Origin of the sequence: Streptomyces sp. NPDC005955 (assembly GCF_042871255.1) — a bacterium.
Lineage (GTDB): Bacteria > Actinomycetota > Actinomycetes > Streptomycetales > Streptomycetaceae > Streptomyces.
Genome location: NZ_JBIAIF010000004.1, coordinates 381,814 through 406,212 on the forward strand (window position 1 = coordinate 381,814; position 24,399 = coordinate 406,212).

At 74.4% G+C, this 24,399-nt stretch carries 24 protein-coding genes; 14 read left to right on the top strand and 10 right to left on the bottom strand.

Features of this window, described 5'->3' with window-relative positions; genetic code table 11:
* Window positions 1-80: 80 nt before the first annotated feature.
* Window positions 81-974 carry a phosphotransferase gene (locus tag ACFYOU_RS13380; protein WP_391305451.1) on the top strand — a complete coding sequence of 298 codons (894 nt, stop codon included), beginning with the start codon at window positions 81-83 and terminating at the stop codon, window positions 972-974.
* A 17-nt stretch (window positions 975-991) separates the two neighbouring features.
* Here ACFYOU_RS13380 and ACFYOU_RS13385 read toward each other — a convergent pair whose 3' ends face one another.
* A complete protein-coding gene (locus ACFYOU_RS13385) occupies window positions 992-1,612 on the bottom strand; it encodes a DJ-1/PfpI family protein (RefSeq protein ID WP_389766362.1) in 621 nt (206 codons plus the stop codon).
* Between the two features lie 130 nt (window positions 1,613-1,742).
* Between ACFYOU_RS13385 and ACFYOU_RS13390 the strand changes: the two genes are divergently transcribed.
* The 5 genes from ACFYOU_RS13390 to ACFYOU_RS13410 are packed head-to-tail and all read left to right on the top strand — an operon-like array spanning window position 1,743 to window position 6,172.
* Window positions 1,743-2,336 (top strand): sigma-70 family RNA polymerase sigma factor, encoded by a 594-nt coding sequence (locus tag ACFYOU_RS13390; RefSeq protein WP_391305453.1) that lies wholly within the window; start codon window positions 1,743-1,745, stop codon window positions 2,334-2,336.
* The gene (locus ACFYOU_RS13395) at window positions 2,333-3,289 is read left to right on the top strand and encodes a zf-HC2 domain-containing protein (RefSeq protein WP_391305455.1); all 957 of its coding nucleotides are present in this window, start codon (window positions 2,333-2,335) and stop codon (window positions 3,287-3,289) included. The genes ACFYOU_RS13390 and ACFYOU_RS13395 overlap by 4 nt, the downstream gene beginning before the upstream one ends.
* On the top strand, window positions 3,286-4,191 hold the full coding sequence (locus ACFYOU_RS13400; RefSeq protein WP_391305457.1) for an ATP-binding cassette domain-containing protein: 906 nt from the start codon (window positions 3,286-3,288) through the stop codon (window positions 4,189-4,191). Before ACFYOU_RS13395 ends, ACFYOU_RS13400 begins: the two co-directional genes overlap by 4 nt.
* Window positions 4,188-5,549 (top strand): hypothetical protein, encoded by a 1,362-nt coding sequence (locus ACFYOU_RS13405; RefSeq protein ID WP_391305458.1) that lies wholly within the window; start codon window positions 4,188-4,190, stop codon window positions 5,547-5,549. Before ACFYOU_RS13400 ends, ACFYOU_RS13405 begins: the two co-directional genes overlap by 4 nt.
* Window positions 5,546-6,172, top strand: coding sequence for a hypothetical protein (locus tag ACFYOU_RS13410; protein WP_391305459.1), 627 nt, complete (start codon window positions 5,546-5,548; stop codon window positions 6,170-6,172). The genes ACFYOU_RS13405 and ACFYOU_RS13410 overlap by 4 nt, the downstream gene beginning before the upstream one ends.
* A gap of 21 nt (window positions 6,173-6,193) precedes the next feature.
* Here the strand turns inward: ACFYOU_RS13410 and ACFYOU_RS13415 are convergent, their stop codons facing one another.
* Both ACFYOU_RS13415 and ACFYOU_RS13420 read right to left on the bottom strand, forming a co-directional pair.
* Window positions 6,194-6,589, bottom strand: coding sequence for a TIGR03618 family F420-dependent PPOX class oxidoreductase (locus ACFYOU_RS13415; protein WP_391305460.1), 396 nt, complete (start codon window positions 6,587-6,589; stop codon window positions 6,194-6,196).
* A 212-nt stretch (window positions 6,590-6,801) separates the two neighbouring features.
* Complete coding sequence (locus ACFYOU_RS13420; protein WP_387001100.1) at window positions 6,802-7,251, bottom strand: hypothetical protein; 450 nt, start codon at window positions 7,249-7,251, stop codon at window positions 6,802-6,804.
* A gap of 324 nt (window positions 7,252-7,575) precedes the next feature.
* Here ACFYOU_RS13420 and ACFYOU_RS13425 point away from each other — a divergent pair, with 324 nt between their 5' ends.
* Window positions 7,576-8,610: a methyltransferase gene (locus tag ACFYOU_RS13425; RefSeq protein WP_389766348.1), complete on the top strand. Its 1,035-nt coding sequence runs from the start codon at window positions 7,576-7,578 to the stop codon at window positions 8,608-8,610.
* Between the two features lie 65 nt (window positions 8,611-8,675).
* On the opposite strand, the gene ACFYOU_RS13430 is transcribed toward ACFYOU_RS13425, so the two are convergent.
* Both ACFYOU_RS13430 and ACFYOU_RS13435 read right to left on the bottom strand, forming a co-directional pair.
* Window positions 8,676-9,155, bottom strand: a complete 480-nt coding sequence (locus ACFYOU_RS13430) for a hypothetical protein (protein ID WP_389766346.1) — start codon at window positions 9,153-9,155, stop codon at window positions 8,676-8,678.
* Window positions 9,156-9,280: 125 nt separating this feature from the next.
* Window positions 9,281-9,877 (bottom strand): copper resistance protein CopC, encoded by a 597-nt coding sequence (locus ACFYOU_RS13435; RefSeq protein ID WP_391305463.1) that lies wholly within the window; start codon window positions 9,875-9,877, stop codon window positions 9,281-9,283.
* Between the two features lie 391 nt (window positions 9,878-10,268).
* On the opposite strand from ACFYOU_RS13435, the gene ACFYOU_RS13440 reads away from it, so the two are divergent.
* From ACFYOU_RS13440 to ACFYOU_RS13455, 4 genes are all read left to right on the top strand, one after another.
* Entirely contained in the window at window positions 10,269-11,585 is a 1,317-nt protein-coding gene (locus tag ACFYOU_RS13440; RefSeq protein WP_391305464.1) for a DUF1266 domain-containing protein, read from the top strand.
* A gap of 367 nt (window positions 11,586-11,952) precedes the next feature.
* Complete coding sequence (locus ACFYOU_RS13445) at window positions 11,953-12,570, top strand: DUF4956 domain-containing protein (RefSeq protein ID WP_389766340.1); 618 nt, start codon at window positions 11,953-11,955, stop codon at window positions 12,568-12,570.
* On the top strand, window positions 12,567-13,565 hold the full coding sequence (locus ACFYOU_RS13450; protein WP_391305465.1) for a VTC domain-containing protein: 999 nt from the start codon (window positions 12,567-12,569) through the stop codon (window positions 13,563-13,565). The genes ACFYOU_RS13445 and ACFYOU_RS13450 overlap by 4 nt, the downstream gene beginning before the upstream one ends.
* Before the next feature lie 537 nt (window positions 13,566-14,102).
* On the top strand, window positions 14,103-14,711 hold the full coding sequence (locus ACFYOU_RS13455) for a LuxR C-terminal-related transcriptional regulator (RefSeq protein WP_385492951.1): 609 nt from the start codon (window positions 14,103-14,105) through the stop codon (window positions 14,709-14,711).
* Between the two features lie 116 nt (window positions 14,712-14,827).
* Here ACFYOU_RS13455 and ACFYOU_RS13460 read toward each other — a convergent pair whose 3' ends face one another.
* The 4 genes from ACFYOU_RS13460 to lanKC all read right to left on the bottom strand — a co-directional run bounded on the left by ACFYOU_RS13460 (window position 14,828) and on the right by lanKC (window position 21,452).
* Entirely contained in the window at window positions 14,828-16,624 is a 1,797-nt protein-coding gene (locus tag ACFYOU_RS13460) for an ATP-binding cassette domain-containing protein (RefSeq protein ID WP_391305467.1), read from the bottom strand.
* On the bottom strand, window positions 16,621-18,399 hold the full coding sequence (locus ACFYOU_RS13465; RefSeq protein WP_391305468.1) for an ABC transporter transmembrane domain-containing protein: 1,779 nt from the start codon (window positions 18,397-18,399) through the stop codon (window positions 16,621-16,623). The genes ACFYOU_RS13460 and ACFYOU_RS13465 overlap by 4 nt, the downstream gene beginning before the upstream one ends.
* Before the next feature lie 228 nt (window positions 18,400-18,627).
* Window positions 18,628-18,756, bottom strand: coding sequence for a SapB/AmfS family lanthipeptide (locus ACFYOU_RS13470; protein ID WP_387001118.1), 129 nt, complete (start codon window positions 18,754-18,756; stop codon window positions 18,628-18,630).
* 29 nt (window positions 18,757-18,785) lie between these two features.
* A complete protein-coding gene (lanKC, locus tag ACFYOU_RS13475) occupies window positions 18,786-21,452 on the bottom strand; it encodes a class III lanthionine synthetase LanKC (RefSeq protein WP_391305471.1) in 2,667 nt (888 codons plus the stop codon).
* A 357-nt stretch (window positions 21,453-21,809) separates the two neighbouring features.
* Here lanKC and ACFYOU_RS13480 point away from each other — a divergent pair, with 357 nt between their 5' ends.
* Window positions 21,810-22,658: an alpha/beta fold hydrolase gene (locus tag ACFYOU_RS13480; RefSeq protein ID WP_391305473.1), complete on the top strand. Its 849-nt coding sequence runs from the start codon at window positions 21,810-21,812 to the stop codon at window positions 22,656-22,658.
* 53 nt (window positions 22,659-22,711) lie between these two features.
* On the opposite strand, the gene ACFYOU_RS13485 is transcribed toward ACFYOU_RS13480, so the two are convergent.
* Window positions 22,712-22,963, bottom strand: a complete 252-nt coding sequence (locus ACFYOU_RS13485) for a hypothetical protein (protein ID WP_391305474.1) — start codon at window positions 22,961-22,963, stop codon at window positions 22,712-22,714.
* 155 nt (window positions 22,964-23,118) lie between these two features.
* On the opposite strand from ACFYOU_RS13485, the gene ACFYOU_RS13490 reads away from it, so the two are divergent.
* Complete coding sequence (locus tag ACFYOU_RS13490; protein WP_391305477.1) at window positions 23,119-23,997, top strand: histidine kinase; 879 nt, start codon at window positions 23,119-23,121, stop codon at window positions 23,995-23,997.
* 35 nt (window positions 23,998-24,032) lie between these two features.
* Window positions 24,033-24,254: a hypothetical protein gene (locus ACFYOU_RS13495; RefSeq protein ID WP_391305479.1), complete on the top strand. Its 222-nt coding sequence runs from the start codon at window positions 24,033-24,035 to the stop codon at window positions 24,252-24,254.
* The last annotated feature ends 145 nt before the right edge of the window (window positions 24,255-24,399 follow it).

Here is a 24,399-nt window from a genome sequence, read left to right on the forward strand (position 1 = left end):
CGTTCGACGGGCGCACCCGCGAGGTGGTGCCATGGGGGCATCGCCCACCGCCCGGAGTGGGCCCGCGACAGGAGCAGTCCTTGGGCCTCGGCGCCGACCCGGACACCCGCCCGCTCATCACCACCGCACTGGTCGAGCAGTTGATCGACACGCAGTTCCCGCAGTGGGCCGCACTCCCGCTCGTCCCGTACGGACCCGCCGGCTCGGACCACGTCATCCATCGGCTGGGCGACGCCTTGACCGTACGTCTGCCCCGGCACCAGGACGCCGCCGGCCAAGGGGCCAAGGAGTCCGTGTGGCTGCCCCGGCTCGCTCCGCGGCTTCCGCTGGCGGTCCCCGTGCCGGTCGCGCTCGGCGCGCCCGACCTCGGCTATCCGTGGCCCTGGTCGGTGACGCGCTGGCTGGACGGAGAGGTGGCGACGGTCAGCGCGCTCGGGGAATCGACCGGCGCGGCCACCGAGTTGGCCCGGTTCCTGAAGGCGCTGCACCGGGTGCCGGCCGAGACGGGGCACCCCGACCTTCCCGGCTGGTCCCTGAGGGATCGCGACCGGGCGACCCGCGCCGCGATCGCCGACGTGTCCGGGGCCTTCGACCGGACGGCCCGGACGGCGATGACCGCACTGTGGGACGCGGCGCTGGCAGCACCCGGCTGGGACCGTCCGCCGGTCTGGTTCCACGGCGACTTCCACACCGGGAACCTGCTGACCTCGGCCGGACGACTCAGCGCCGTGATCGACTTCGGCGGGCTGGGGGTCGGCGACCCGGCCTGTGACCTGATGGTCGCCTTCACCCTGCTGTCCGCCCCGGGCCGAGCCGCGTTCCGCACGGAACTCGGGGTCGACGGGGCGACCTGGACGCGGGGCCGCGGCTGGGCCCTGGCCACCGGGCTGAACGCCTACACCGCGTACGCCGAGCACGACCCCCGGGTGGCGGCGCAGACCACCCGTCAGATCACCGCCGCGCTCGCCGGCTGAAGCCCCGTCCCCACGGGCTAGCCCAGGGTGCGGGCCCGTTCGAGCACCGCCGCCGGGGCCTTGGCCACCGAGCCGGTGTCGAAGGGGGGTTGCGGGTCGTACTCGGTGTACAGCTGGATCGCCTGTGCGGTCAGCTCGTCGGTGAGCAGGGCGGCCAACTGGACGGCCATGTCGATGCCGGAGGAGACGCCGGCCGAGGTGATCACCCTGTCCTGCCGGACCACCCGCTCGGCGGTGTAACGGGCGCCGTACGCCTCCAGATCCGCGACCGCGTCCCAGTGGGTGGTGGCGGTCAGGCCCTCCAACAGGCCGGCCGCGCCGAGCACCAGGGAGCCGGTGCAGACCGAGGTGGTGAAGCGGGTACCGGCGTGGACCCGGCGCACCCAGTCCAGGAACGCGGTGTCGTCCACCATGGTCAGGAAGCTGCCCCCGCCCGGGACCAGCAGGACGTCGCACCGCTCCACCTCGGCGTACCCGGTCGGAACGTGTACCGGCAGGGAGCCCAACACGTCCTGCACCAGCCCGGGTTCGTTCGTGACGAACCGCACGGTGGCTCCGGGTACGTAGCCGAGGATCTCGTACGGCCCTATCGCGTCGAGCGGCTCGAAGTTGTCGAAGAGCGGTATCACGATGTCCATGCGGCCCAGCATAACCAGCGACCGGTGGCCCCCGGCCGGGCCGCGACGTGCGGGAACGCGGGCCCCGCGCCCCCGGGTGCCGTCGGCGGGCGGGTGAACCGGAAGGGGCGCCGCGAGCGATAGGGAGGGTATGAGGTCGATGCGCCCCGGTGGGGCCGAAGCCGAGGACGACACGGAGTTGCTGCGGGCCGTCGCCCGTGGGGACGCCGACGCCCTCGGCATGCTGTACGACCGGCACGCGGGCTGGCTCCACACCCGGCTGAGCCGCCGCTGTGCCGATGCGGAGACGGTGCGGGAGGTGCTCCAGGACACCTTCGTCACGGTGTGGCGTTCGGCGCGCTCCCACCGCGGGGGCGAGGCGGGCGGATGGCTGTGGGTGATCGCCGCGCGCCGACTGGTGGACGCGCAGCGGGCGCAGTCCCGTCGCGAACGGGTCGAGCCGCACCCCGCGGCCCCCGCCGGCAGCGCACCGTCCGCCGAGGAACGGGTGTTGGCGGGGCTGGAGTACGGCGACGTCGGCGCCGCCTTGGAGCGCATCTCCCCCGAACTGCGCGAGGTGCTGCGCGCCACCGTGGTCGACGGGCTGACGGTCCGCGAGACCGCCCGGCTGCTCGGCATCCCCGAAGGCACCGTCAAGACGCGGGCGTCCCGTGCCCGCCGTGCGCTGCGGGCCGCACTGGTCGAGTGCGCCCCGCAGACCCGACCGGTGGGAGGCACCGCATGAGCAGCCGACAGGAGCACTCCGGGCCGTGGTCGGACGACGACGGCACCTGGCACGTGAGCGGGGCGCTCGCCGCCCGGTACGTCGACGGCGGGGTCCGGGACGCCGAGGCGTGGTCCGTGGAGAAGCACGTGGAGGGATGCCCGGGGTGCGCGGCGCGGGTTTCGGCGGCGGCACGGGACGGCTCCGCGGCGGCCCTGCTCGCCGACGTCCGTACGGAGCTCCTCGCGGTGGCCCGCGCCGAGGCGGGTGCCCGGCCCGAGGTGCGTGACGCGGAAGCGGGCCGGGCACCGCAGCGGGTGCCGCAGTCGCCCCGCGGGGCCCGGGTCACGACCCGGATCCTGTGGGCGGCGGGGCCCGCGGTGCGCGGGTCGTGGCTCGTGGGGGTGGTCCTGGTCGCGGTGGCGGCCCTGGTGCTCGCGCACGTCGCCGGTCTCGCGGCGCAGGCCCGTCCGCTGCTGTTGGCCCTGGCGCCCGCGTTGCCGGTGCTCGGGGTCGCCCTGTCCTACGGCCCGCGCAGCGATCCGCTCCACGAGATCACCGTGGCGACCGGTTCGGGGGGGCTGCGGCTGTTGCTGACCCGGACCGTCGCGGTGCTTGTGGTGAGCGTGCCGCTGTTGACCGCCGCCGGGGCGCTGCTGCCGTCCGGCGCCGGGGTCCCGGGGGCGGCGGCCTGGTTGCTGCCCGCGCTGGCCCTGACGGCGGCGACCCTCGCGCTCGGCTCGTTCACCGGCTGCCGGCCGGCCGCGGCGGTGCTGGGCGGCGCCTGGCTGGCGGCGGCCTTCCTGCCGCCGCTGTTGCACCGCTCCGCCGGCGTCACCGATCGTCTGTCCCTGTCCTTGTCGCGGTACGCCGCGGAGCCCGCGCAGCAAGCCGGTTGGGCGGTGGCGGCGCTGCTGTGCGCCGCTCTGGTCGCCGTGCGCCGCTCGTCCTTCGACCATCTGGAGCGCACATGAACACCACCCTTCGCAGCGAGGTGGAGGACGGGTCGGCGACCCGTTCGGTCGTGACCACCGGGCTGACCGTGCGGCACCGCCGCACGGTGGCGCTCGACGGCGTGGACCTGGACTTCGGTACCGGAGTGCACGGTCTGCTGGGTCCCAACGGAGCGGGCAAGACGTCCCTCATCCGGGTGCTGGCGACCGTCGCCGCGGCCTCCACCGGCCGGGTCGAACTGCTGGGCCGTGAGGTGTCGGACGCCGCGGGACGCACCTGGGTGCGGCGCCGACTGGGGTACCTGCCGCAGGAGTTCGGCTACTACCCCGGGTTCACCGTCCGTGAGTTCGTCACCTATGTGGCGTGGCTCAAGGAGATGCCGCGGCGCACGGTCGCGGGGGCGGTGGAGGACGCGGTGGACCGGGTCGGGCTGGGCGACCGCATCGACGACAAGGTGCGGACGCTGTCGGGCGGCATGGTCCGTCGGGTCGGCATCGCGCAGGCCATCGTGAACGAACCCGCGCTCGTGCTGCTGGACGAGCCGACGGCCGGACTGGACCCCGAACAGCGCGTGGACTTCCGTGCGTTGCTCATGGAGGTGGGCCGCTCGGCCACGGTGATCGTGTCGACGCACCTGGTCGAGGACGTGGCGGCGGCGTGCACCGAGGTGACGCTGATCGAGTCCGGCCGGGTGGCGCACCGCGGAACGACGCAGGGCCTGGCCGCGCTGGGCACGTCCGCGGTGACGGGCGACGGGGCGCGGGGGTCCGGGCACCCGGAGACCGGCGGGGCCAGCCCGTGGGAGCGCGGGTACACCACGGCACTGCGGCGGCACCGGGAACGGTCGGCCACCGGGGTGGCGGAGCACGGCGCGGCGTCGGAGCGCGGGCGGCTCCGCGGATGGGTCGGGGGACGCCGGTGAGCACCGTCGACACCCGCTCCCGACCCGCCGCGGGACCTTCCGCCGGGCGCCGGGCACCCCGGCACGTCCATCCGCTGCGGGTCGAGTCGCTGCGCGGGACCGCCCCGTGGACGGGGCTCGTGGTCGCCTCGACGACCGGTCTCGCCCTGCTGCTCACCTCCTCCTCGTGGCAGGGCAGTTGGTGGGAGACCCAGGTGGTGCTGCGGCATGCGGCGGCCGTCTTCGCCGCCCCGTTGGCGGGGGCCGCGGGCTGCTTGCAGGGCGCCCGGGAGCACCGCAGGCGCACCGTCGAGCTGCGGGCCGGGGCGGCCCGGGGGCCCCTGCCCCAACTGGCCCTCGCGGCGTTGCCCGGTGCGCTCTGGGCGGCCGTCGGCTACCTGGTCGTTGCGGCGGGGTGCCTGTTGGCGACCCTGCCGTACGCGGGGGACGGCGCACCGCAGCTCGGCCCGGCCCTCACGGACGCGGTGTTCCTGGTGTCGGTGGCGGTGCTCGGCCACGTCTGCGGAGCGCTGTGGCCGCACCGACTGGCTCCCCCGCTCTTCGGCGTGCTGGTGCTGTTCGTCTCGTCCGTGCCGTCCGGGGCGCGCCATCTGACGCCGGTGGGCGGGAGCCAGCAGCCGCTGGACTCGGTCGCCGTGGGGTGGCAACCGTGGGCGGTGGCCGTGGGGTGGGGCGGCCTCGTGCTGACCGCCGTCCTGGCCCGTGCTGCCCGGCGGCGGTCCCTGGCGCTGGTGCCGCTCGTCGCCCTGGTGGTGGCCGCGGTGCCGCTGGTGCGGACCGGTGACCGGGTGTGGCGGCCCGACCCGTTGTCCCGGCAGGCGGTGTGCGCCACCGCGACGGCGCCCCGGATCTGCACCAACCGCCTGTACGCGCAGGTGCTGCCGGAGGTGGAGCGGGCCCTCGCGCCGCTCGACGGGCGGCTGCGCGGCGTCACCGGGGTCCCCCGGCTGTGGGACGTCCGGGGCGGGGGACGGCCCGACGACGCGGTGCTGCCGCGTCTGGAGTCGGGCAGCACGGTGGTGCGCGGGCGGCTGTCGGACCCCGAGGGGTATCTGACCACGGTCGCCTACGAACTGACCGGGGCTCCGGCGTCCTGCCGGGCCGCTCGTGAGGACCGGTTGGCGACGGCGGGCTCGACGGTGGCGCTGTGGCTCCTGCCGGACCCGGCGCGGGCCCGGGAGACGGAGCGCCAACGCGGCTGGTCGGCGGGCGCACCGAAGGAGTTGGCCGCGCTCGATGCGCGCGCGGCGGCGGTGGCGCGGCTCGACGCCCTGGCACCGGCCGATCGACGCACCTGGTTGGCCGGCTACTTCGCCGCACGGGCGGCGTGCGCACCCGGGCGGGTGCCGCCGCTGTGAGCGCACGCCTCCACCGGGCAGCGCCCGTGCCCCGACGCGACGCCCCGGCCGGCGGGTGGCTGTACGCCCGCTCCCGGAAGCTGCCCGGAAGTCTCGGCGCCCTGGTCCTGATCGCCCTCGGGGTCCGGTGGGCGGATCGACAACTCGACGTGCGGACGGCCCTGGCGCTGCTCGCCCCGCTGGCGGCGGCGAGTGTCGTCGGGACGAGCCTGCACGGGTACGCGGACGGGCTGGACCGGACTGCGGCGCGTGCGTGGTGGCCGCGTCGACTGGCCCACGTCACCCTGCTGTCCGCCGTCGCCGCGCTCCTCCTGGCGGTCGCCGTCCACGGCCCGCCGCAGGAGTACGGGACGGCGGTGCTGGCCCGCAACACGCTGGGGACGGCGGGGGTGGCGACCCTGTCCGCGGTGCTCCTGGGCGCCCGGCTGAGCTGGCTGCCCCCGCTGGTCTGGTTGTGCGGGCTGCACCTGGTGGCCCGGTCGGACGGCGGACGCGTCTGGGACGCCGTCACCTGGCCCGTGTCGCAGGCCGAACGGGGCGGTGCCTGGGTGGCGGCCGTCGCCCTCTTCCTGGTGGGGGTCGCGGTGTACGCCCGGTGGGGAGTGCGGGCCCGGGAGACGTAGACCGGACAGCCGGGCGGGCCGTCAGACCGAGAAGGAGGTGACCTTCAGCGGGGTCACCCGGACGACGAGCCGCAGCACGTCGTCCGACTCCGGCGGCGGGTCCGCACCGAGGTACTGCCGGGCGAGCTCCCTCGGCAGGTCCTTGTGCGGGTCCTCGACGAGTTCGGCCGTCCCCCGGATGTCCACGGTGCGGTACGGGTCCGCCTGGTCGAAGACGGTGAGGCTGATCCGCGGATCGCGGGCGAGGTTGCGCGCCTTGCGGCGCCCGGCGGTGGTGGAGAACAGCACCGTGTCCAGGTCCCTGGTGACCCAGACCAACGAGGTGTGCGGCCCCCCGTCGGGGTTCAGGGTCGCGACGGTGGCGAAGTTCCTTCCGTCCAGCAACCTGCGGGTCTCCTGGTCGAGCACGACGGACACGGCAACTCCCCTGACGTCACGGTGTTCACGGGCCTCCCGTACGGTGCCGGCACCGTACGGGAGGGGCCGTCAGCATCCCATCGGGCCGGTGCCGGGTGAACGGGGCGGCCGGACATTTCACGGGGACGACACAACGACGCGGCCGGGTACCGGAGTCGTTCCGGTACCCGGCCGCGGGCGGCTCTCGCGGCCCCCTGCTCGGGGGCGTGCCGTCAGACGAGGGGCGAGATCGCCACACAACCGGCGGCGCTGGCGACGCCCTTGCCGGACTCCTCCGCGATCGGCTTGCCCTTGTAGAGGATCTTGCAGGTCACGGCGCCGTCGCCGCCCGCGTCGAGGGCGAGGGGAAGCACGGAGGGCGGGATGATGCCGCGCAGCTTCACGGTCTTCGTCCAGGGGAGGGACGGCTTCTTCTCGGTCGTCGTCTTCGGGTTGCCCGCGGTGCCGCCGCCGGACGCGTACTCGATGGAGTCGACGCTCTTCCCGGTGACCTCGTAGGTGACCTCGTACTCCTCGTTCATCGCCTTGTCGACGGCCTCGTCGACGGCCTGGTCCTTCTTCTCCTTGACCGCGTCGGCGGCCTCGGAACAAGCGCCGAGTCCGAACACGAGGCCGGCGACGGTCACGGCCGACACGGCCGTGGCACGGATGGAACGACGCATGGTGGAACCCCCGGGGTCTTGATGGTGAGACCCGCACACAATCGTAAAGGCAGGGTAAAAGTCAAACCGTTATCTGCTGTTTGACCGTACCGAACAGCAGGTCAGAGCGGTGCCGGCGCACTCCGGGACCGAACTGCGCCGGAGCGCGGGGCGCCCGCCGGACGGGGGCGGCGGTCGGCGCCCACGGCTCGTCCCAGCGGCGCACAACGACCCCACGCACACCAGAGCCCATCACGGAGCGTGCCTGACCGCTCACCCGACGGGGTAGGCAAGGGCCTGTGCGTGCGGTGCCCGACGCACGACGACCCCCACGAGGAGCCGACCGTGACCCACCCCTCCGCCGATCCCGCGGACGCCCCGCCGATCGACCACCTGATGCAACTCGCCTCCGGATTCATGGCCTCGAAGGTGCTGCTCGTCGCCGCCCGCGTGGGCCTGTTCACGGCCCTGGCCGAGGGCCCCGTGAGCGGCGAGGAACTGCGGGACCGGCTGGACCTGCATCCGCGCTCCGCGCACGACTTCTTCGACACCCTGGTCGCCCTGGGCGCCCTGGAACGCGGTACGGACGGCTACCGCAACGCCCCGGCCGCCGACTACTACCTCGTCCGGGGCAGACCGGCGTACGCCGGCGGCTTCCTGGAGATGAACGACAGCCGGACGTACGGGCTGTGGGGGAACCTCGAAGCGGCGCTGCGCAGTGGAGAGCCGCAGAACGGGAGCACCGAGAGCGACGACGGCATGTACGCCCACCTCTACGCGGACCCCGAGCGCCTCGCCGTCTTCCAGGAGGCGATGACCGGCCTGTCCATGGGCTCCGCGCACGCCTTGGCGGAGACCTTCGACTGGTCCCCGTACCGGACCGTGGCGGACGTCGGCTGCGCCGAGGGCGCGGTCCTCACCCATCTGCTGCACCGCCACCCGCATCTGCACGGCGTCGGTTTCGACCTCCCGGCGGTGGCTTCCGGCTTCCGGCGCCGCCTCGACGCCTCGGGGCTCGGCGAGCGGCTGGACTTCCGGCCCGGCGACTTCTTCGCCGAGCCGCTGCCCCGCGCCGACGTGCTGATCCTGGGGCACATCATCAGCGGGTTCTCCCGGTCCAAGGCCCGGAGCCTGCTGGAGAAGGCGTACGAGGCGCTGCCGGCGGGCGGCAGCCTCATCGTCTACGAGTCCCTGCTCGACGACGAGCGGAAGGAGAACGTGCACGGCCTCCTGATGAGCCTGACGATGCTGCTGGAGACCCCCGGCGGCTTCGAGTACACCGGCCCCGAGTGCCAGGAGTGGCTGGCCGCCACCGGGTTCGCCGAGAGCCGGGTGACCCATCTGTCGGGGCCCGAGTCGATGATCGTGGCCGTGAAGTAGCCGAGTGGGCATGAAGCAACGGGAACGAGCGGGCCGCGCGGCGCCGGGCGTCGCGCGGCCCCGGGTCAGATGCCGGCGGAGGCCATCTCGATGATCGAGCGGTAGTACGCGGCGGTGGACACCACGCAGGCGCGGTAGGTGCGGTTGTCCTTCACCGCCAGGAAGTAGTCCTTGAGGTTCTTCCAGTACTGCACCAGGTAGCCAAGGCCCGGGATGAACCCCGGGGGCCGTGGCACCAGCGCGAACGCGGCGGAACAGGTGAGGATGCGTTCCGTCGCCTGCGAGAGCACGTTCGCCACCTCGGCGTTCATGTTCCAGCCGGCGGCGAGTTGCGGGGTCCAGATCGCACCCGCGATCTCCCGCAGCCGTTGCTGCTCCTCCGGCGTGGGATCGCTCTGGAACGCCACCTCGGCCCGGGTCCCGGCGGTCGCACCGGGGCGGGACTCGGCCGCCTGGGCCGTCGAGGCCAGTGCGCCGACGGCGAGGGTCGCCCCGGACGTGATCAGTGCCACCGTCGCGATCCATCCGGACCTGCGTGTCCTCATCGAGACTCCTCCCCGAGCGGGCCGCCCCAGCGGCGGTCACCGTGTGCGGACCGACGGTGACACGTGGGGCGGAGGGGGACAACGGAGCCTCCTCGGCCGACGATTGTCGGACACGGGTGCTGCGGTCAGGGCCCCTCGCCCGGGGTGTCCGGGCGTCGCCGCAGGGCCACCCGGGCCCCCACCGCCGTGACGGTCACCAGCGCCGCGCCGACCCCGGCGAGCAGGGGGACGGACCGGGCCGGGGACGCCCCTTCGCCCAGGGCGTGGTGTCGCGCGGTCCGCGCGACCGCAGCGGGGCCGCCGGGCTGGGTGGCACCGGGCCCGGGTCGGGCGGAGCGCACGGTGAAGGTGTAGGAGCCGGAGACGGGGTGGCCCTGCGCGGACAGCACCCGGTACCCGACCCGGTAGTGCCCGGCGGGGGCGAAACCCTCCAGTTCCACCGTGGCCCGCTCCCCCGACACCTGCGGCATGCTGGTGGCGAGCGAACCGCCGTGCCGGGTGGAGACGGCGAGTTGGGCGTAGTCCTGGCTCATGGGGCCGCTGAAGGTCAGGGTCACCCGGTCGGGAGGGGTGGCGAGCACCGCACCGGAGCCCGGGGTGCCGTGCACGAACCCCGGGTGGGCGAAGGCGGGCGACGAGGTGCCGGTGACGGCGGCCAGGGGGACGGCTGCGACGAGGCAGCGGACCGCGACGCGCACGGACCTCCGGTCGGTGACCTGCATGGGGGGAACTCTCCGATGGTGCGTGGGGGGTGTCGAAGGTCAGGCGGGGCGGGCCCGACGATCGACCGAACGGCGCGGCGACGGTGCCGCCCACGGTCCGGTCCGCCTCGACCCGGTTCTGATCCGGACGGGACGGGGGCGCGGACGTGCCACGGGCCGGCCCGTGCGACCCGCCGACCGCCGCGCCCGCATCGTGAAGATCGTATACAAGGGGCGCCCGGCCGTCGGACGGGCGGCCGACCACCCGCGGGGCGACGGGTCGGTGGCGGTCCGCGCCCCGCCGTCCGGCGGCCGTGCGGGCCGCCCGCCGTGGACGGGCGGCTAGCGTACGAACGGCCAGGTGAGCGACCGGAACGGGGGCGCGGGGAGCGCCCGGGAAGAGGGGTTGGGCATGAGCAGGGGGGCAGCACCCGAGGAGTCGGGCGCCACGAGCGTCGCCGAACTCACGGGATTCGAGGAGGAGATGCACGAGGAGTTCTTCCCGCACGTGGAACCACCGTCCGACGGGAGTCGCTGGATCGCTCCCACCGATGTCGAGCAGCGCCTGTACGCACTGAGCCGGGCGGACAACGGCTACGCGTATCTGCGGACGCTGGCCCTGGAGGGCGTGTACTACCCGGTGCGACTCGACGCGGCGATGGCGCAACCGAAATGCGGAACCGGGGACGCGCCGCTGCTGACGTTCCAAGTACCGGACGGACGGACCGTTGCCCAGGTGTACACGGGGGGCCTGTTGCCGCGCACGCATCCGTTCCTCGTTTACGAACACACCACGCTGGGTGCCCTCGCTTATGACTTGCCGGACCATGTCGACGTACTCGCGGTCAATGCCGCGACTCCGTGCGAGCAGTACTTCTCCACCGATTCCGAGGAGCGGGACACCTGGCTGGATCTCCACCAGGAACTCTTCGAACCGACGACGTTGGCGGACCGCGTGGTGACCCTGCGCACCGGCGGCCCCGGCCCGGGCGACCTGCTGCACGGACTCGCCTGCGGGGCCCACCTGTGCTTCCAGAACGGCGACGCCTGGAACACCACGCACTGGCACGGCGGTACGGGGTACTCCGGCGAGGTGGACCGGATCGCCGACAGTTGGGGCGTACGGGGCCGGGAGGACTGGCTCGCGATGCAGGAACGGCTGCTGGCCCGGGAGGTGAGCCCCTGGGTGTGGGACTTCGTCCTCGAAGCGCGCACCGCCCTGCACGCCGACCGCGCGGACGGCTTGGTCGACCCGTCCCGGTGGCGGGACGAGGTGGAACGGGCGGTACGGTCCGGCGCCGCCCGGCAGGGGAAGCACACCGACGGCTCCGAGCTCACCGCACTGGTCTGCCGTCTGCGGTCGTTGGTGGGTTCGGTACTCCGCTACGAGGCCAGGTTCCGGGCGGACGGTCTGCTGCCGCCGGACGGGACGGTGCGCACCGTGGCCGCCTGGGACCTGGGGCGGGCCTCCCAGATGGCGCGCTGGGGGCGGGGCGCCCGCTACGCGGCGGAGGCGGAGATGCACACGGCCCTGGAACGGGTCGCCCGGGCCGCCCGGGTCATGTACCGCTCCTGGGCAGAGTTCTCCGCCGGTTACGTCCTCGGGCGGTGCCTGCACTTCGACGAGGAGGCGTTCGGCTCCTGGTACACCACGGTGCTGGCCGCGCACCACGAGTTGACGGCCCATCCGGAAGGACCCTGGCGGACGGTGCCGTTCACGGCTCCCTGACCGGGCGGACGTCGCGGTGGCGCCGCTGGCCTGATACGAGCGCCGCCACGACGGTCCGGGAGAGGCGTCCAGGAATTCCTAGATCGAGTCGCGAAATCCTCGCAGGATATCAGAGCCGAACTCATTCACTTTCACGACGGCATTTCCTGCGACGCGTCGACAACCGGCCGAAGGGGTGCAGCGGATTTCGCCACGCAGATGAGAACCTTCTCACCCGCCGAACCCATAACAGGGCGTCCGCATATCGCGATTCAAGTTCCACCTCTTTTCCATAGACAGAGCTTCCCTTGCCGACTCGTTTACCCGATGTTCCCTTAGAGTTCCAGCATTCCGACCCCTCTCACATTCCCTTTGCTGGAAGGTTTCCATGGAGTCCTTACGACATCTGGCGGTCCATCTCGCCGTGGACCTCGCGGCCGTCAGCCTGTTGACGTTCGCCGTGTACTACCCGAGACACCGGCGCCGTGATCTGCTGCCCGCGTACCTGGCCCTCAACGTCGCCCTGTTCACCGTGGTCGCGGCCCTCGCGCAGGTCGGCGGATCGGGGGGCATGGCCCTCGGCTTCGGGCTCTTCGGCGTGCTCTCGATCATCCGGCTGCGGTCCGACGCCATCCAGCACGAGGAAGTCGCCTACTACTTCACCACCCTGGTGCTCGGCCTCATCTGCGGCCTGCCGAACCTGCGGCTCACCCACGCGGCGGCGTTCGCCGCAGTGCTCCTCGCCGTGGTCTACCTGGCCGACCACCCGCGGCTGTTCGCCCGCTCCCGACGCACGGTCGTCGTCCTGGACGCCGTGTACGACGGGCCCGTGGAACTGCGCGCCGCACTCGTCAGCAGACTCGGGGAACCGATGAACTGGACCGTGATGGAGGTGGACTTCGTGCGGGACCTCACCGTCGTGGACGTCCGCTACCGCGAGCCGCTGGAGCCCCGCGGGAAGATCGCCGCCGCGCCCGCCCCGGAGTCCGCCCTGGAGGCCGCGTGAGCCCGCCGGCCCCTCCCCTGGCCCCCTTGCCCGCCCCGGTCACCCTGGCGGCCGGCGACCCCTGCACCGTCACCCGCAACAAGGTCACGCCGAACGCGGGCACGTTCCGCCCGGGGCGCTACAACACCGACACCCTGGGCGTGTACGGCCCCGCCGACGCCGTGGCCGTCCGGGAGGCACCACGCCCGCCCGACGACGCGCCCGCCCCCGAACTGGCCCTCGTGGCGGACCCCGTGCTGGCCGCCGCGTCCATCTCCCTGCCCGAGGTGCTGGCGAGCGCCGAACTCCTCGCCCGCTTCGACCACGCCTATCTGGTGCCCGTCGAGGTGTTCGCCGAGCTGGCCGCCCACCTCACCGCCCCGGGCCGGCCCGGGGGACCGTTCCGCGCCCTCACCATCGACGGCCGCCGCTGGTTCCGGTACCACTCCGTCTACTACGACACTCCGGAGCTGCGCTGTTTCGACGACCACCGTCGGGGGCGCCGGCTGCGCTTCAAGATCCGTGAACGGGTCTACCAGGACTCCGGGGAACGGCAGTTCGAGATCAAGCTCAAGAGCGGGCGCGGCGAGACCGTCAAGCACCGACGTCCGCTGGGCGAGGGCGCCACCCCGCTGGACGCCCCGTTCCGGGAGTTCCTCGCGGACCGACTGCACGCCGCATACGGCATCGAGGCTCCGCGGCGGCTCCATCCGTCGATCACGACGGACTACCGACGGGCCACCTTGGTCTCCCGGGGGGAACGGGTCACCTGTGACGCCGGGTTGCGCTGCGCGGACGTGCGCGCGGGCACGGCGGTGCGCTGTGATCCGGGTCTGGTCCTGGTGGAGACGAAGAACGCGGGCAAGCTGACCGAGGCCGACCGGTTCCTGCACGCGCGGGGCATTCGTCCCGCGGTCTTCACCAAGTACTGCGGCGCGCTCGCCGCACTGCGCCCCGCGATACCCGCCAACCGTTGGCGCCGAGCGGCCCGGCTCGCGTTCACCGCCACCGACTGACGCGCGCTCCCGACCCCCGACCCCGACCCGCGGGACCCCGCCGACGAAGCCGGGGTCCACCGGATCGTCGCCCGCTGCTCGCCCCGTTCCGCCCACCCGGCCGGCACGGGGCGGTTCCGCGTCTTTGGCTTTGGGCCCGCGGGCGGCAACAGCAGCCCGTACCACCGCCGTCGCGGGGGCGCACCTTCGTCAATTCGCCACTCCTGCCCGGGTGGTTCGCCCCGTCTCGGCACCGTTCGTTCGACGATCACACCGGCCACCTCGGGTGATCCGTGACCGGCCGGAATCGAGTTCCCGCCAAAAGCGCCGCAGTGTGCGCACCCCCGCCCATTCGGGGCAGGCGGTGACCGTAGGGGCGCACGGCCTGGGCGGGCACGCTCTTTCGTTGCGCCCTCGTGCATCCAGTCATCTGGCCACTCGCCGAAAACGGGAGATGCCCGGCGCGCGCCCCTGGTGTGCTGGGTGCGGATGATCGGGATCACGCGCGCGGCGGGCCCGGCCGCGGCGTTCGGTGGGAACGGCGTTGAGGAGCAGCTCATGACGAAGGTTCTGCTGGTGCACGCGGTGTCCCTGTGGCGTGCCTCCTTGGTTTCCCTGCTCAGCGAGGACAGCGAACTGTACATACACGCCACGGACAAGGGCGGCGTGCCCTCGGCGCTGGCGGAGGCGTCCTTGGACATACTGGTCACGGACCTGGACTGTCCGGATTCCCGGGACGTGTTGAGACTCGTGGAGTCGTTGCGCACGCCACGCACGCAGAGCGAGATGGCCCTGGCTGTCCTCGCCCGGAGCAACCGCACCGGTGACCTGCGGCGGGCGTTCGAGGCGGGCGCCACCGGCTACATCGACAAGTGCGGTCCGGTCGACCACCTCTGCGAGGTGGTGCGCAAGGTCGCGGCGGGTGGTCGACACATCGACGAATCGCTCGCGTTCAGTCTCCTCCAGGCCACTGACGTCCCCCTGTCCGCACGGGAGTTGCGGGTGCTCGCCCTGGCGGCGGACGGGGAGTCGGTGGCCTCCATCGCGCGTTCCCTGTGTCTGGCCAGTGGAACGGTGCGCAACTACCTCGCCGCGGCGATCCGCAAGACCGGGGCGCGCAACCGGCTCGACGCCATCAGGTTGTCCAGGGAGTTCGGCTGGCTGTGACCGGTCGGGGGCTGCGCCGCGTCCGGGCGCCGCCGCCCGCTCCTCGTCGGCCCGGCCGGCTCCGGCCGGGGGCGGCCGGGCCGCCGTGCGCCGCGGGTCCCCCCGTCCGACCGCCCTCACCCCGCCCGGTCGCGCGTCGACGCCCCGCCGGTCAGGGGCACGACGTCCGCCGCCGGCGGTGCGGGCGCCCAGTGCCCGGTCAGATCCCGGTACAACGCGGAGCGCCGCGGCATGTCGTGCGGCGGGCCGCACACCGCCGTACCCCCGTCCAGGACGAGCACCCGGTCGGCCCGCTGGGCGGAGCCGAGCCGGTGCGCGATGACGACCAGGGTGCCGGGACGTCGGGCGAGCGCCTCCTCGGCCCGGATCTCGGCCGCGGGGTCCAGTTGGCTGGTGGCTTCGTCCAGGATGAGCAGCGGGGCGGGGGACAGTCCGGCCCGTACCAGGGCCAGCAGTTGGCGTTCGCCCTCCGACAGTCGGGCCGGGTCGAGGGTGGCGTCGAGACCGCCGAGCCGGTCCACCAGCCGGGTCGCGCCCAACCGGTCCGCGGCCTCGACGAGGTCCCGGTCGGCCGCCTCCGGGCGCAGGTACCTGAGGTTGTCGCGGACCGTGCCGGTGAACACGTACCCGCGCTGCGGCAACAGGGTGCGCACCGCACCGGGCTCGGGGCCGTCGGGTGCCGCCAACGGGCGTCCGAGCCAGCGTACTTCGCCCCGGTCGGGGGTGAGCACCCCGGCGAGGAGGGCGGCGAGGGTCGACTTGCCGCTGCCGCTCGGGCCCACGACGGCCAGCCGCTCGCCCGGGCGCAGGGTGAGGTCGAGCCGGTCGACGACGGTGCGGGCGGCGGGCCCGTAGCCGAAGGTGACGGCCCGCAGTTCCGCGGTGGCCGCCCCGCCGGTGGGCAGCGGGCGGCCGTACGCGGGGTGCCGGTTCGGCGGGGGTGGCAGTCGCCCGGGGGCGGTGAAGCGGTCGAGCACCACGACGAGGCGCCCGCCGGCGGTGCCGAGGACGGTGAGCAGGGCGTGCACCGCCGGGGCCAGCGACTGGGTGAGGTAGGCGAACGCGCCGACCAGTCCCCCGGTGGTGAGCCCGTGGCGCAGCAGCCAGGGGGCGGTGAGCAGCAGCAGGAGGGGCGGCAGGGCTCCGCAGATGCCGAGCGCGATGATGCGCACGGCGGCCCACCGGGCGAGGGAGCGGGCCGCCCGGCTCTGTTCGCGGCTGAGGCGGTCCGCCCCGTCGAGGACGGTCGGGGCGCCGCCGGTGGCCGCGATGTCCCGCACGGCCGAGGCGGTCCGTCCGGTGTGGGCGGCGAACGCCTCGTCGGTGTCGAGGTAGGTGCGTTGGCGCACGGCCATGGGGGCGAGGGTCGCGAGGAACAACCCACATCCGACGAGCACCGGTGGCACCGCGACGAGCAGCAGTCGGGGCGACAGGACCGCCAGGCCCGCCAGGGCGCCGACGGCGGTGAACACGAACGACCGCAGGGACAGGACGAGTCCGGCCCAGCCGTCACGGGCGATCTCGCTCTGGTGGGTCACCCGGGAGACGGACCGGGTGGTGGTCGCGGTGGCGGGGGCGGTGAGCGCCCCGGCGATGCCGTGGGTGACGGCGCGGCGGACGAGTCCGTCGCGCAGCGGTTCCACCAGGTCGGCGAGGGCGCGAAAGACGCCGCGGGCGGCGAGGGCCGCGGGCAGCACGGCGAGTGCGGCGAGGGAGAGCCAGAGGAGTCCGGTGGTGGGGGTGCCGGCGAGGAATCCGCCGTCGAGCGCGCGGGCGACGGCGTACCCGCCGATGAAGGTCTGGGCGAACTCCAGGAGGGACCAGACGGACAGCCGGGCCACGTCCGGGAGCCGGGCGCGCAGGAACGGCCGTGCCTGCCCGCTCACCCGGGCGAGCGCGCCCCGGCCGCTCACCGTGCGTCCCCCGTCGGGGAGTGCCGGGCGGGCGGCGCGGCGGGGGTGGGGGGAGCGGGCGGCGCGGCCGGTGTTCCGGGGCGGAAGACGGCCCGGTAGGCGGGGTCGCGCCACAGCTCGGTGTGGCGGCCGTGGGCGCGGACCCGGCCGCCGTCCAACCAGAGCACGCGGTCCGCCGCGGCGGCCGAGGAGATGCGGTGGGCGACGACGATCCGGGTGCGGTGTCCGCTCTCGCCGGCCAGCGCCCGCTGGACGAGGCGTTCGGTGGCGGTGTCGAGGCTGGAGGTGGCGTCGTCGAGGATCAGGAGCCGTCCGCGGCGGGCGAAGGCCCGGGCCAGGCCCAGGCGTTGGCGCTCGCCACCCGAGAGGGGCGCCTGGTCGAGGGGCGTGTCGTAGCGCTGCGGGAGGAGGCCGATGAAACCGTCGGCCGCGGCGGCGCGGGCCGCGGTGCGCACCCGGTGCGCGTCGGGTCCGGGTTCGGTGCCGAAGGCGATGGCCGCGGCGACGGTCGGGCCGAGGAGGGCCGGTCGGGCGAAGGCGAAGGCGATCTCGGTGCGCAGGGCGCACGGGTCGACCCCGTCGAGGGGGACGCCGTCGAGGGTGACCGTCCCGGTGTCGGGGTCGAGGAGGCGGCCGGCGAGCGCGGCCAGCAGGGACTTCCCGGCGCCCGAGGGGCCGACGACGGCGACCGTGGTGCCACCGGGCACGACCAGGTCGACGCCGTCCAGCAGGGGCCGCCCGTCGCGGACGATGCCGACGCCGTGCAACCGCAGTTCCCCGGCGCCCCCGGGGGGCAGGGCGAGTCCGCGGTGCGGTGGTGCGGGCAGGTCCCGCAGGGCGGTGAGGCGGGTGGCGGCGGCGCGGCCCCGGGACACCGCGGCGAGCGCGCCGGTCAGGGCTCCCAGGCCCACGGCGAGGACGGCGTAGCGGGCGACGGCCAGCAGGTCACCGGTGCTGAGCGCGCCGTGGGCCAGGCGCAGCCCGCCGACGGCGAGCACCAGCAGGGTCAGCAGCGGCAGCAGTGCCCCGGCACCGGCGGCGGCACGGCCTTGGACGCGCCAGGTCCGCCGGCCGTGCCGGGCAAGGCGCCGGAGGGGTTCGAGGGCGCGGGCCCGCTCGTGCTCGGCGGTCCCCGCGGCGCGCACCGTGTCGATGCCGTCGATCGTCTCGGTGAGCCGGGCGGCGATCGCGGCCTGCTCCCGCTGGTAGTCGGTGGCCGCGCTGGCGGTGTCCCGGACGAGGGCCCTCAACAGCAGGACGAACAGCGGCAGTCCGGTGACCAGCGCCAGTCCGGTCCAGGGGTCGATGAGGAACAGGCACAGGACACCACCGAGCGGCAGCAGCACCGTGCCCGCGGCGGTGGCGAGGGTCACCGGCACGGCCGCGGCCTCGGCGGCGTTCGCGGTGAGTCGGGTGGTGAGGTCTCCGGCCGGGAACTCCCGCACACGGTGGGGCTCGGCGCGCAGCACCCGGTCGAGGATGTCGATCCGCAGTCGGGCCGCGTACCGGGCCGTGGTGCTGCCGCCCACCACGGCGACCGTGCTGTCGAGCAGGACCTCGGTCGCGGTCAGGGCCGCGGCGAGCAGCAGGGCGGGCCAGGGGACGCGGCCGGAGTCGAGGAGCCGGTCGAGGGCGTGCCCGAGGACGGCGGGCAGGGCGAGCGCGGCGAGGGCGCCGCCCAGGGAACAGAGCAGGACCACGGCGAGCGGCGGTCGGGCGGGCGCGGGGAGCGCGGCCCGGGGGCCGTCGGGGGCCGGGGGGAGGCTGGGGGACACGCCGGGGTCCTTTCGCCGCGGATGGCGTCGCCGTGCGCAGGCGGTGCCGGGTCGGCCGCAACGGGTCCGACGGCGGCGCCGGTGGGGCGCTGCGCCGTCGGACCGCCGTACGACGACCGGTCCCGGGCCCTGGTGGGCCCGGGACCGGCGACTCATGGCCGGGAGGGACGGGCGGTCGCGTCGGCCGGACCGGCGCGGCGGCTCATCGAGCGGTCTCCCGGCGGAGCGTCACGGGGTGCAGAGGATGACACTCAGCGAGCTGTACTCACAGACCAACAGGCTCACCTGGCTGCCGGTGGCCGGTCCCTCGAACTCCTCTTCGGGGGTGTCCAGGGACTGGAGGTCGAGAAGCGCCATGACGGGTCCTTTCTGGGGACGAATGGATCTCATTGGGGTACGGCCCCTGGCTGGGGCCGGTCTGTGGGCCGCGGGAGCGGCGGGAGGAAGGGCAGCGAGGCGGGGCGGTCGCCGAAGGCGGCGCCGAGGGCGAGCAGACAGCCGGCGGTGCCGGTGGCCAGGTCCATGGAGCGGCGCATCATCTGTTCGCCGGGGAAGGCGAGTCCGCCCGCGTACGGTACGGAGTGCAGCCCGAGCAGTCGGGCGTGCCGCTCGCGGGTCCGTTGCCGTTCGGCCGGATCGCCGCAGGAGGTGCGGGCGAGTTGCAGCAGCAGTCCGGCGGCGCCCCGGAAGAGCCCGGGTTGGATGTAGAAGGCGGACCGCAGTCCCGGTTCGATCTGCTCGCGGGCGGCGCGCAGTTCGGGGTCGTCGCGGTGGGCGAGGAAGTCGTCGAGGACCATCGCGATGCCGGCGCTGCCGCCGCCGAGGTAGGGCAGGGTGCGCTTGCCGTCGAGCACGAGCAGGGCGCCGTCGGTGCCGGTGCGGCAGCGGTCGAGGTCCTGGCGCAGTGCGGTGGCCGCGAGGTCCAGGTAGGCGGCGTCGCCGGTGGTCTCGTAGCGGCGCACGAAGAGGAGCGCCGGGCCGCTGGCGCCGTGGAGCAGTCCGGTGCGGCGGGTCGGGGAGGCGTTCCGGACGGTGTGCGCGGCGAGTTCGGTGCAGCGTTCCGCGGCGGTGCGCAGGGCCGCGGCTTCGGCCCCGTCGGTGGCGCGGGAGAGGTCGTCGAGGGCGAGGGCGAGGCCCGCGTGTCCGCCGTGCAGATCGGCGGATCTGCCGTCGAGCGGCTCACGGGCGATCAGCCGGGCCAGGGCGAGGCCCTGTGCGCGGTGGCCGAGCCGGTGCAGCGTCCAGGCGATGCCGGCGAGTCCGTCGTAGAAGCCGATCGGGGTGCCGGACACGGGTTCCTTGGCGCGGTCCAGCAACCACTCGGTGGCCTGGGGACAGGGGGCGGCTCCGGTCTCGTGCAGGGCGTGCAGCACGCCGGCGGCGCCGTAGCCGAAGCTCTGGCCGCCGACCGGGGTGAGGAACTGGGCGATGTCGCCCGGGAAACATCGGTCCTCGCGATCGGGTGTGCAGGCCGCGGTCAGGGCACGCACCATCGAGTCCCGGCTGCGGGGCCAATCCGCTGGCTCCGGTACGTCCGGGGCGTCGGGTCGTGCCGCGGCGGGTCCGCCGGACCTGACCGGGCGCACCGGGCGGGCGCCAGCGTCGGGGGCGAGGTCGGGGTCGGGGTCGGGGTCGGGGTCGCGCAGGATCTCCGTGAGCGCGGGGGCGAGTTCGTCCGCGGTGACGGGGAAGATCCTGGTGATCTCCCGTACCAGGTGGCGGGCCTTGGCGCGGTCGATGGAGAACAGCACGGTCAACGGGGTGAGCAGGGCGAGCCGCAGACAGGCGAGCGCATAGGTGTCGATGTCCGTCCCACGCCGGCCCGGTGGGGCGACGAAGGAGGGATTGGCGACGATCTGACGGCGTCGCTCGACGGCGGGCGAGGCCGCCTCGAAGTCGAGGAGGACGACGCGCGTGCCGTCCTCGGAGACCATGATGTTGCTCAGGTGCAGATCGCTGATGACGAGCCCGCGCTCGTGCACGGCGCGCACCGCGTCGGCCACCCGTGCGTGCATGTCGCGCGCCCAGGCCGCGTGCTCGGCGAGTTCGGCAGCGGTGGCGGTGGCCCGGGACAGCGGGAAGCGTCGGGCGAGGACGGTGTTCAGCGTGGTGCCCGCAACGTACTCCAGGGCGAGGAAGCGGTGTCCTTCGACGGTGAAGGAGCCGAGCAGTTCGGGCACGCAGTCGAGCCCGGCGAGTTGTTCCAGCGCGGCGCGCTCCCGGTCGAGGCGTTGCACCGCGTCGGCCCCGTCGGCGGCGAGACCGGCGTGCGGGCGCCCCTCCTTGAGGACGACCCGCCGGCCCGTGTGCGGGTCGCGCGCCCGGTAGACGCCTCCGCCGTTGGAGAAGTGCAGCGCACCCTCCACGGTGTACGGCAGTGCGTCGGCGCCGGTGCGGGCGGCGAGGTGCTGTGCGAGGAAGGGCGGCGGGGTCACCCACGCGGGGACCCGGAAGGACGGTCCGCGCAGGTCCGGGACGAGGGTGCCGTCCGGATCGGCGACCGCGGGCACCGTACGGCCCTCGGCGTCGAGGCAGAAGCGCCGGGCGAAGGCGCCGTAGCGCACGTACACCGGTCCGTCGCCGAGGCGCAGATCGCTGAGGACGTACGGCCCGTGCTCTCCGGCGAGCAGGTCGACCAAGGCGTCGGCCACTGCGGGGAACTGCTCTTCGGAGTGCGGGTAGACGGTGATGAACTTGCCGCTGCCGGCGCGGTCGGCGTACTTCGCGTTGCGCAGGAGCAGCAGTCGGGGGCCGGGGACGAACTTCAGGGGGAGCCGTCGTTCGACGCAGTGGGCGACGACCCGGTCGAGGACGCGTTCGGCGTTGTCGGCCGCGGCCGATATGTGGATCTTCCAGCCCTGGGCGGGCAACCGCAGGCCCTGCGGACTGAACGAGAGCCAGTCCCCGCGCCATTCGGTCCGCCAGCCCTCGGGCGCCGCAGCCCGGGCGGCGGCGAACAGCTCGGGTCCTTCGGTGGACTTCCCCGCACCGTGCCGGGGGGAGTCGTAGAAGTCGGCGTCCGCTTGGGTGTACGCGGCGTACTCGGGGTTCACACACGCTCCTCACGGATTCGTTCGGCGGGGACGGGAGAAACGTTTCCACAGCCCGATCCGGGGCGGCCAGTCGCGGTTGTCACCATTCGGAGCCCCGCCTTCCCCGTGCAAACCGCATGCCCGATCCGTGCGTCCGCCCGTGCACGGGGCGGCCCGGACGGTGCACCGGGCGGCCCGGACGGTGCGCGGGCGGACGCAGGTGCCGGCCGGGTACTTGGCGGACGTCGTACTGGTCGCACACCTCGCCGAGTGCCAGGCTGACGCGTGGGTCACTCACACCCCTCCCACCCCGTCCACCGCTACCGACGCACGACTGTGGCCGCCCCCACCACGGTCGGCGCCCCCGAAGGAGCCGTCATGTCCACCGGTCCCGCCCCGCTGCTGTTCCTCCACGGCTCCTGGCACGGCAGCTGGTGTTGGAGCGAGGTGATCGCCCGGGTGGCGACGGCCGGCCGCCCCGCCGTGGCCGTGGACATGGCCGGACACGGACTGCACGCACGGCGCGCCCGCTGCCTGTCCGAACGGCCCTTCGACCCTGCCGGGTTGACCAGCGAGGTCTCTCCGGTGGCGGACGTCGACCTCGATGCGGCGGGTGCGCTACTGGTCGCGCAGTTGGCACGGATCGGTGGCGGGCGCCCGGTCACGGTGGTGGCCCACAGCATGGGCGGCGCGGTGCTGACCCGAGCCGCACAACGGGCACCGGAGTTGGTCGGCCGTGCCGTGTACCTGGCCGCCTTCATGCCGGGCTCGGACATCGCCGGGGGCGCCTACCACGAGGCGCCCGAGAACGCGGACAGTCTGATCGGGGCCGTCATCAGGGCCGATGCCGCCGTCATAGGGGCGCACCGGATCGACCTCGCCTCCGCCGACGCCGGCTACCGCCGGTTGCTGCGGGACGCGTTCTACACCGATGTCGACCGCGACCTCGCCGACGCCGCGACGGGGTTGCTCACGCCCGACGCCCCGGCGGGCATCGCCCGGGGAACGACCCGGTTGACCGCCGACGGCTGGGGCTCGGTGCCCCGCACCTACGTGGTCTGCACCCGGGACAGGGCACTGCCCCCGGCCCTCCAACGGAAGTTCATCACCGAGGCCGACGCCGCGTTCCCCGAGAACCCGACCTCCGTCGTGGAACTCGACGCCGCCCACTCGCCGTTCCTGTCGATGCCCGAGCGGCTCGCCGACGTCGTCGCCGGACTGCACTGACGTCGCCGCAGCGGAACGGGAGCGCGGTGCCGCCCGGAGCGGGACGGGCACGCTCAGGCGGCGTGGCTCCCGCACCCCGGTACGGCGACGTCGTCGGTCACGGTCCGGGGGTCCCGGGCGGGCGGGGACTGGCGGGCGGCCTGCCGAGCGGCGGACCACTCCATGACCAGGCACTGGTACTGCCGTCGCTGCTCGGTGCTGAGTCTGCCGCCCGCGCGCGCCCACAGCGCACGGATGTCCTCGTTGATGTCGTCGGCGGAGCGCAGGGCCGCGCCGGACCGGGCGGGGTCGGGGATCGTGGACATACGGTGAATCATACGTTTATGGGTGTGAGGATCTCGTCAGATTTACCACTGGAGACGGTCAAGACCGCGGCCCACCCCGTACGGCGGACCGCTCCGGGGAGCTGACCCCGGGTCAGCGGGGAACGGTCCGGACCAGGCCGGCCTCGTACGCGGAGATGGCCGCCTCCCCCCGTTGGCCGTCCTGGCGGTGGCCGTGCCGTGGTCCCGCCGCCGACCCCGCGACCCCCGGCAACGCCCACGTCCTGTCGCTGGCCGCCCTGAGCTGTCTGCTCGGCGCCCTGCTGCTGCCCTGGCTGACCGGACGCGCGGGCATCGCGGCCGACATGCACGACTCCCTCGGCCACGCACTGAGCCTGGTGGCCCTGCGCGCCGGGGCCCTGGAACTCTCGCCCGACCTCACCGACCGCGACCGCGCCGACCTCGCCGAGTTGCGCGGGACGATCGCGGACGCGGTGGAGCAACTGCGGGAGACCGTCGCCGTCCTGCACGACCCGCCCGGCCCGGACACGGGTGCGGGCCTCCCCGTCCACGACACCGTCGAGGACCTCCTCACCCGGGCGATCGCCTCCGGGGTGCCGGTGCGTTGGGAGCGGCGCAGGGTGGCGCCCCCGCTGTCTCCGCTGGTCGAACGCGGGATGTACCGGGTGGTGCAGGAGGCCCTCACGAACGCGGTGAAGCACGCATCGGACTGTGCGATCAGGGTGCGGATCACGCACGGGGCCGACCGCACCCGGGTGAGCGTGGTGAACACCGCCTCGTCGGCCGGCGGTCCGGCGCACGCGGGCGAGGGCCCGGCACACGGCGCCGGTGGCCGGGGGCTGATGGGGCTTCGGGAGCGGGTGACGGTCCTCGGCGGTTCCTTGCGGACCGCATCCGACGCGGGAGGATTCCATGTCACCGCCGTCCTCCCGCACCAGGCCGACGCCCGCCCCGGGGCGCCGACACGGGGACCAGGGGCCGAGCCCGGCACGCCGGTCGGCACCCGAGGGCCCGCGTCGCCGTCCGAGACCGCGCCCCACCCGGATGGCAACTGACGACGAGCCTGCTACCGCCCTCCCGGTTCGACGAGTTGACCACCGGCCGGCCCCGCGCCGAGCTCGCCCCCCTGCTGCCGGCCCGCGCCTACCCCTACCCGTCCGACCACGCCCGTTCCGCTTCCCGGCCGGCCGGCGCCCGTTGCGAGTTCTACCGGTCCGGCCGCGATCTGTTGGGCCAGGTCGACCTCTACCGGCTCTGCTGGTCCGGCGACACGCTGCTGACGAAGGACACCGTGCCCGTGACCCGCCGTTGAAGGGCAGGGCCCCTAGGGTGCGCATCCCGGTCACGCCCCCGTACGCGCCCCTTCGGGCCGGCAAGGGGACGCGGACCGACCCGCCACGGTCCGGCGGGCCGGTAGGGGCCTCGGGGGTCAGCCGCCGAAGCGGGTCGGCCCGGTA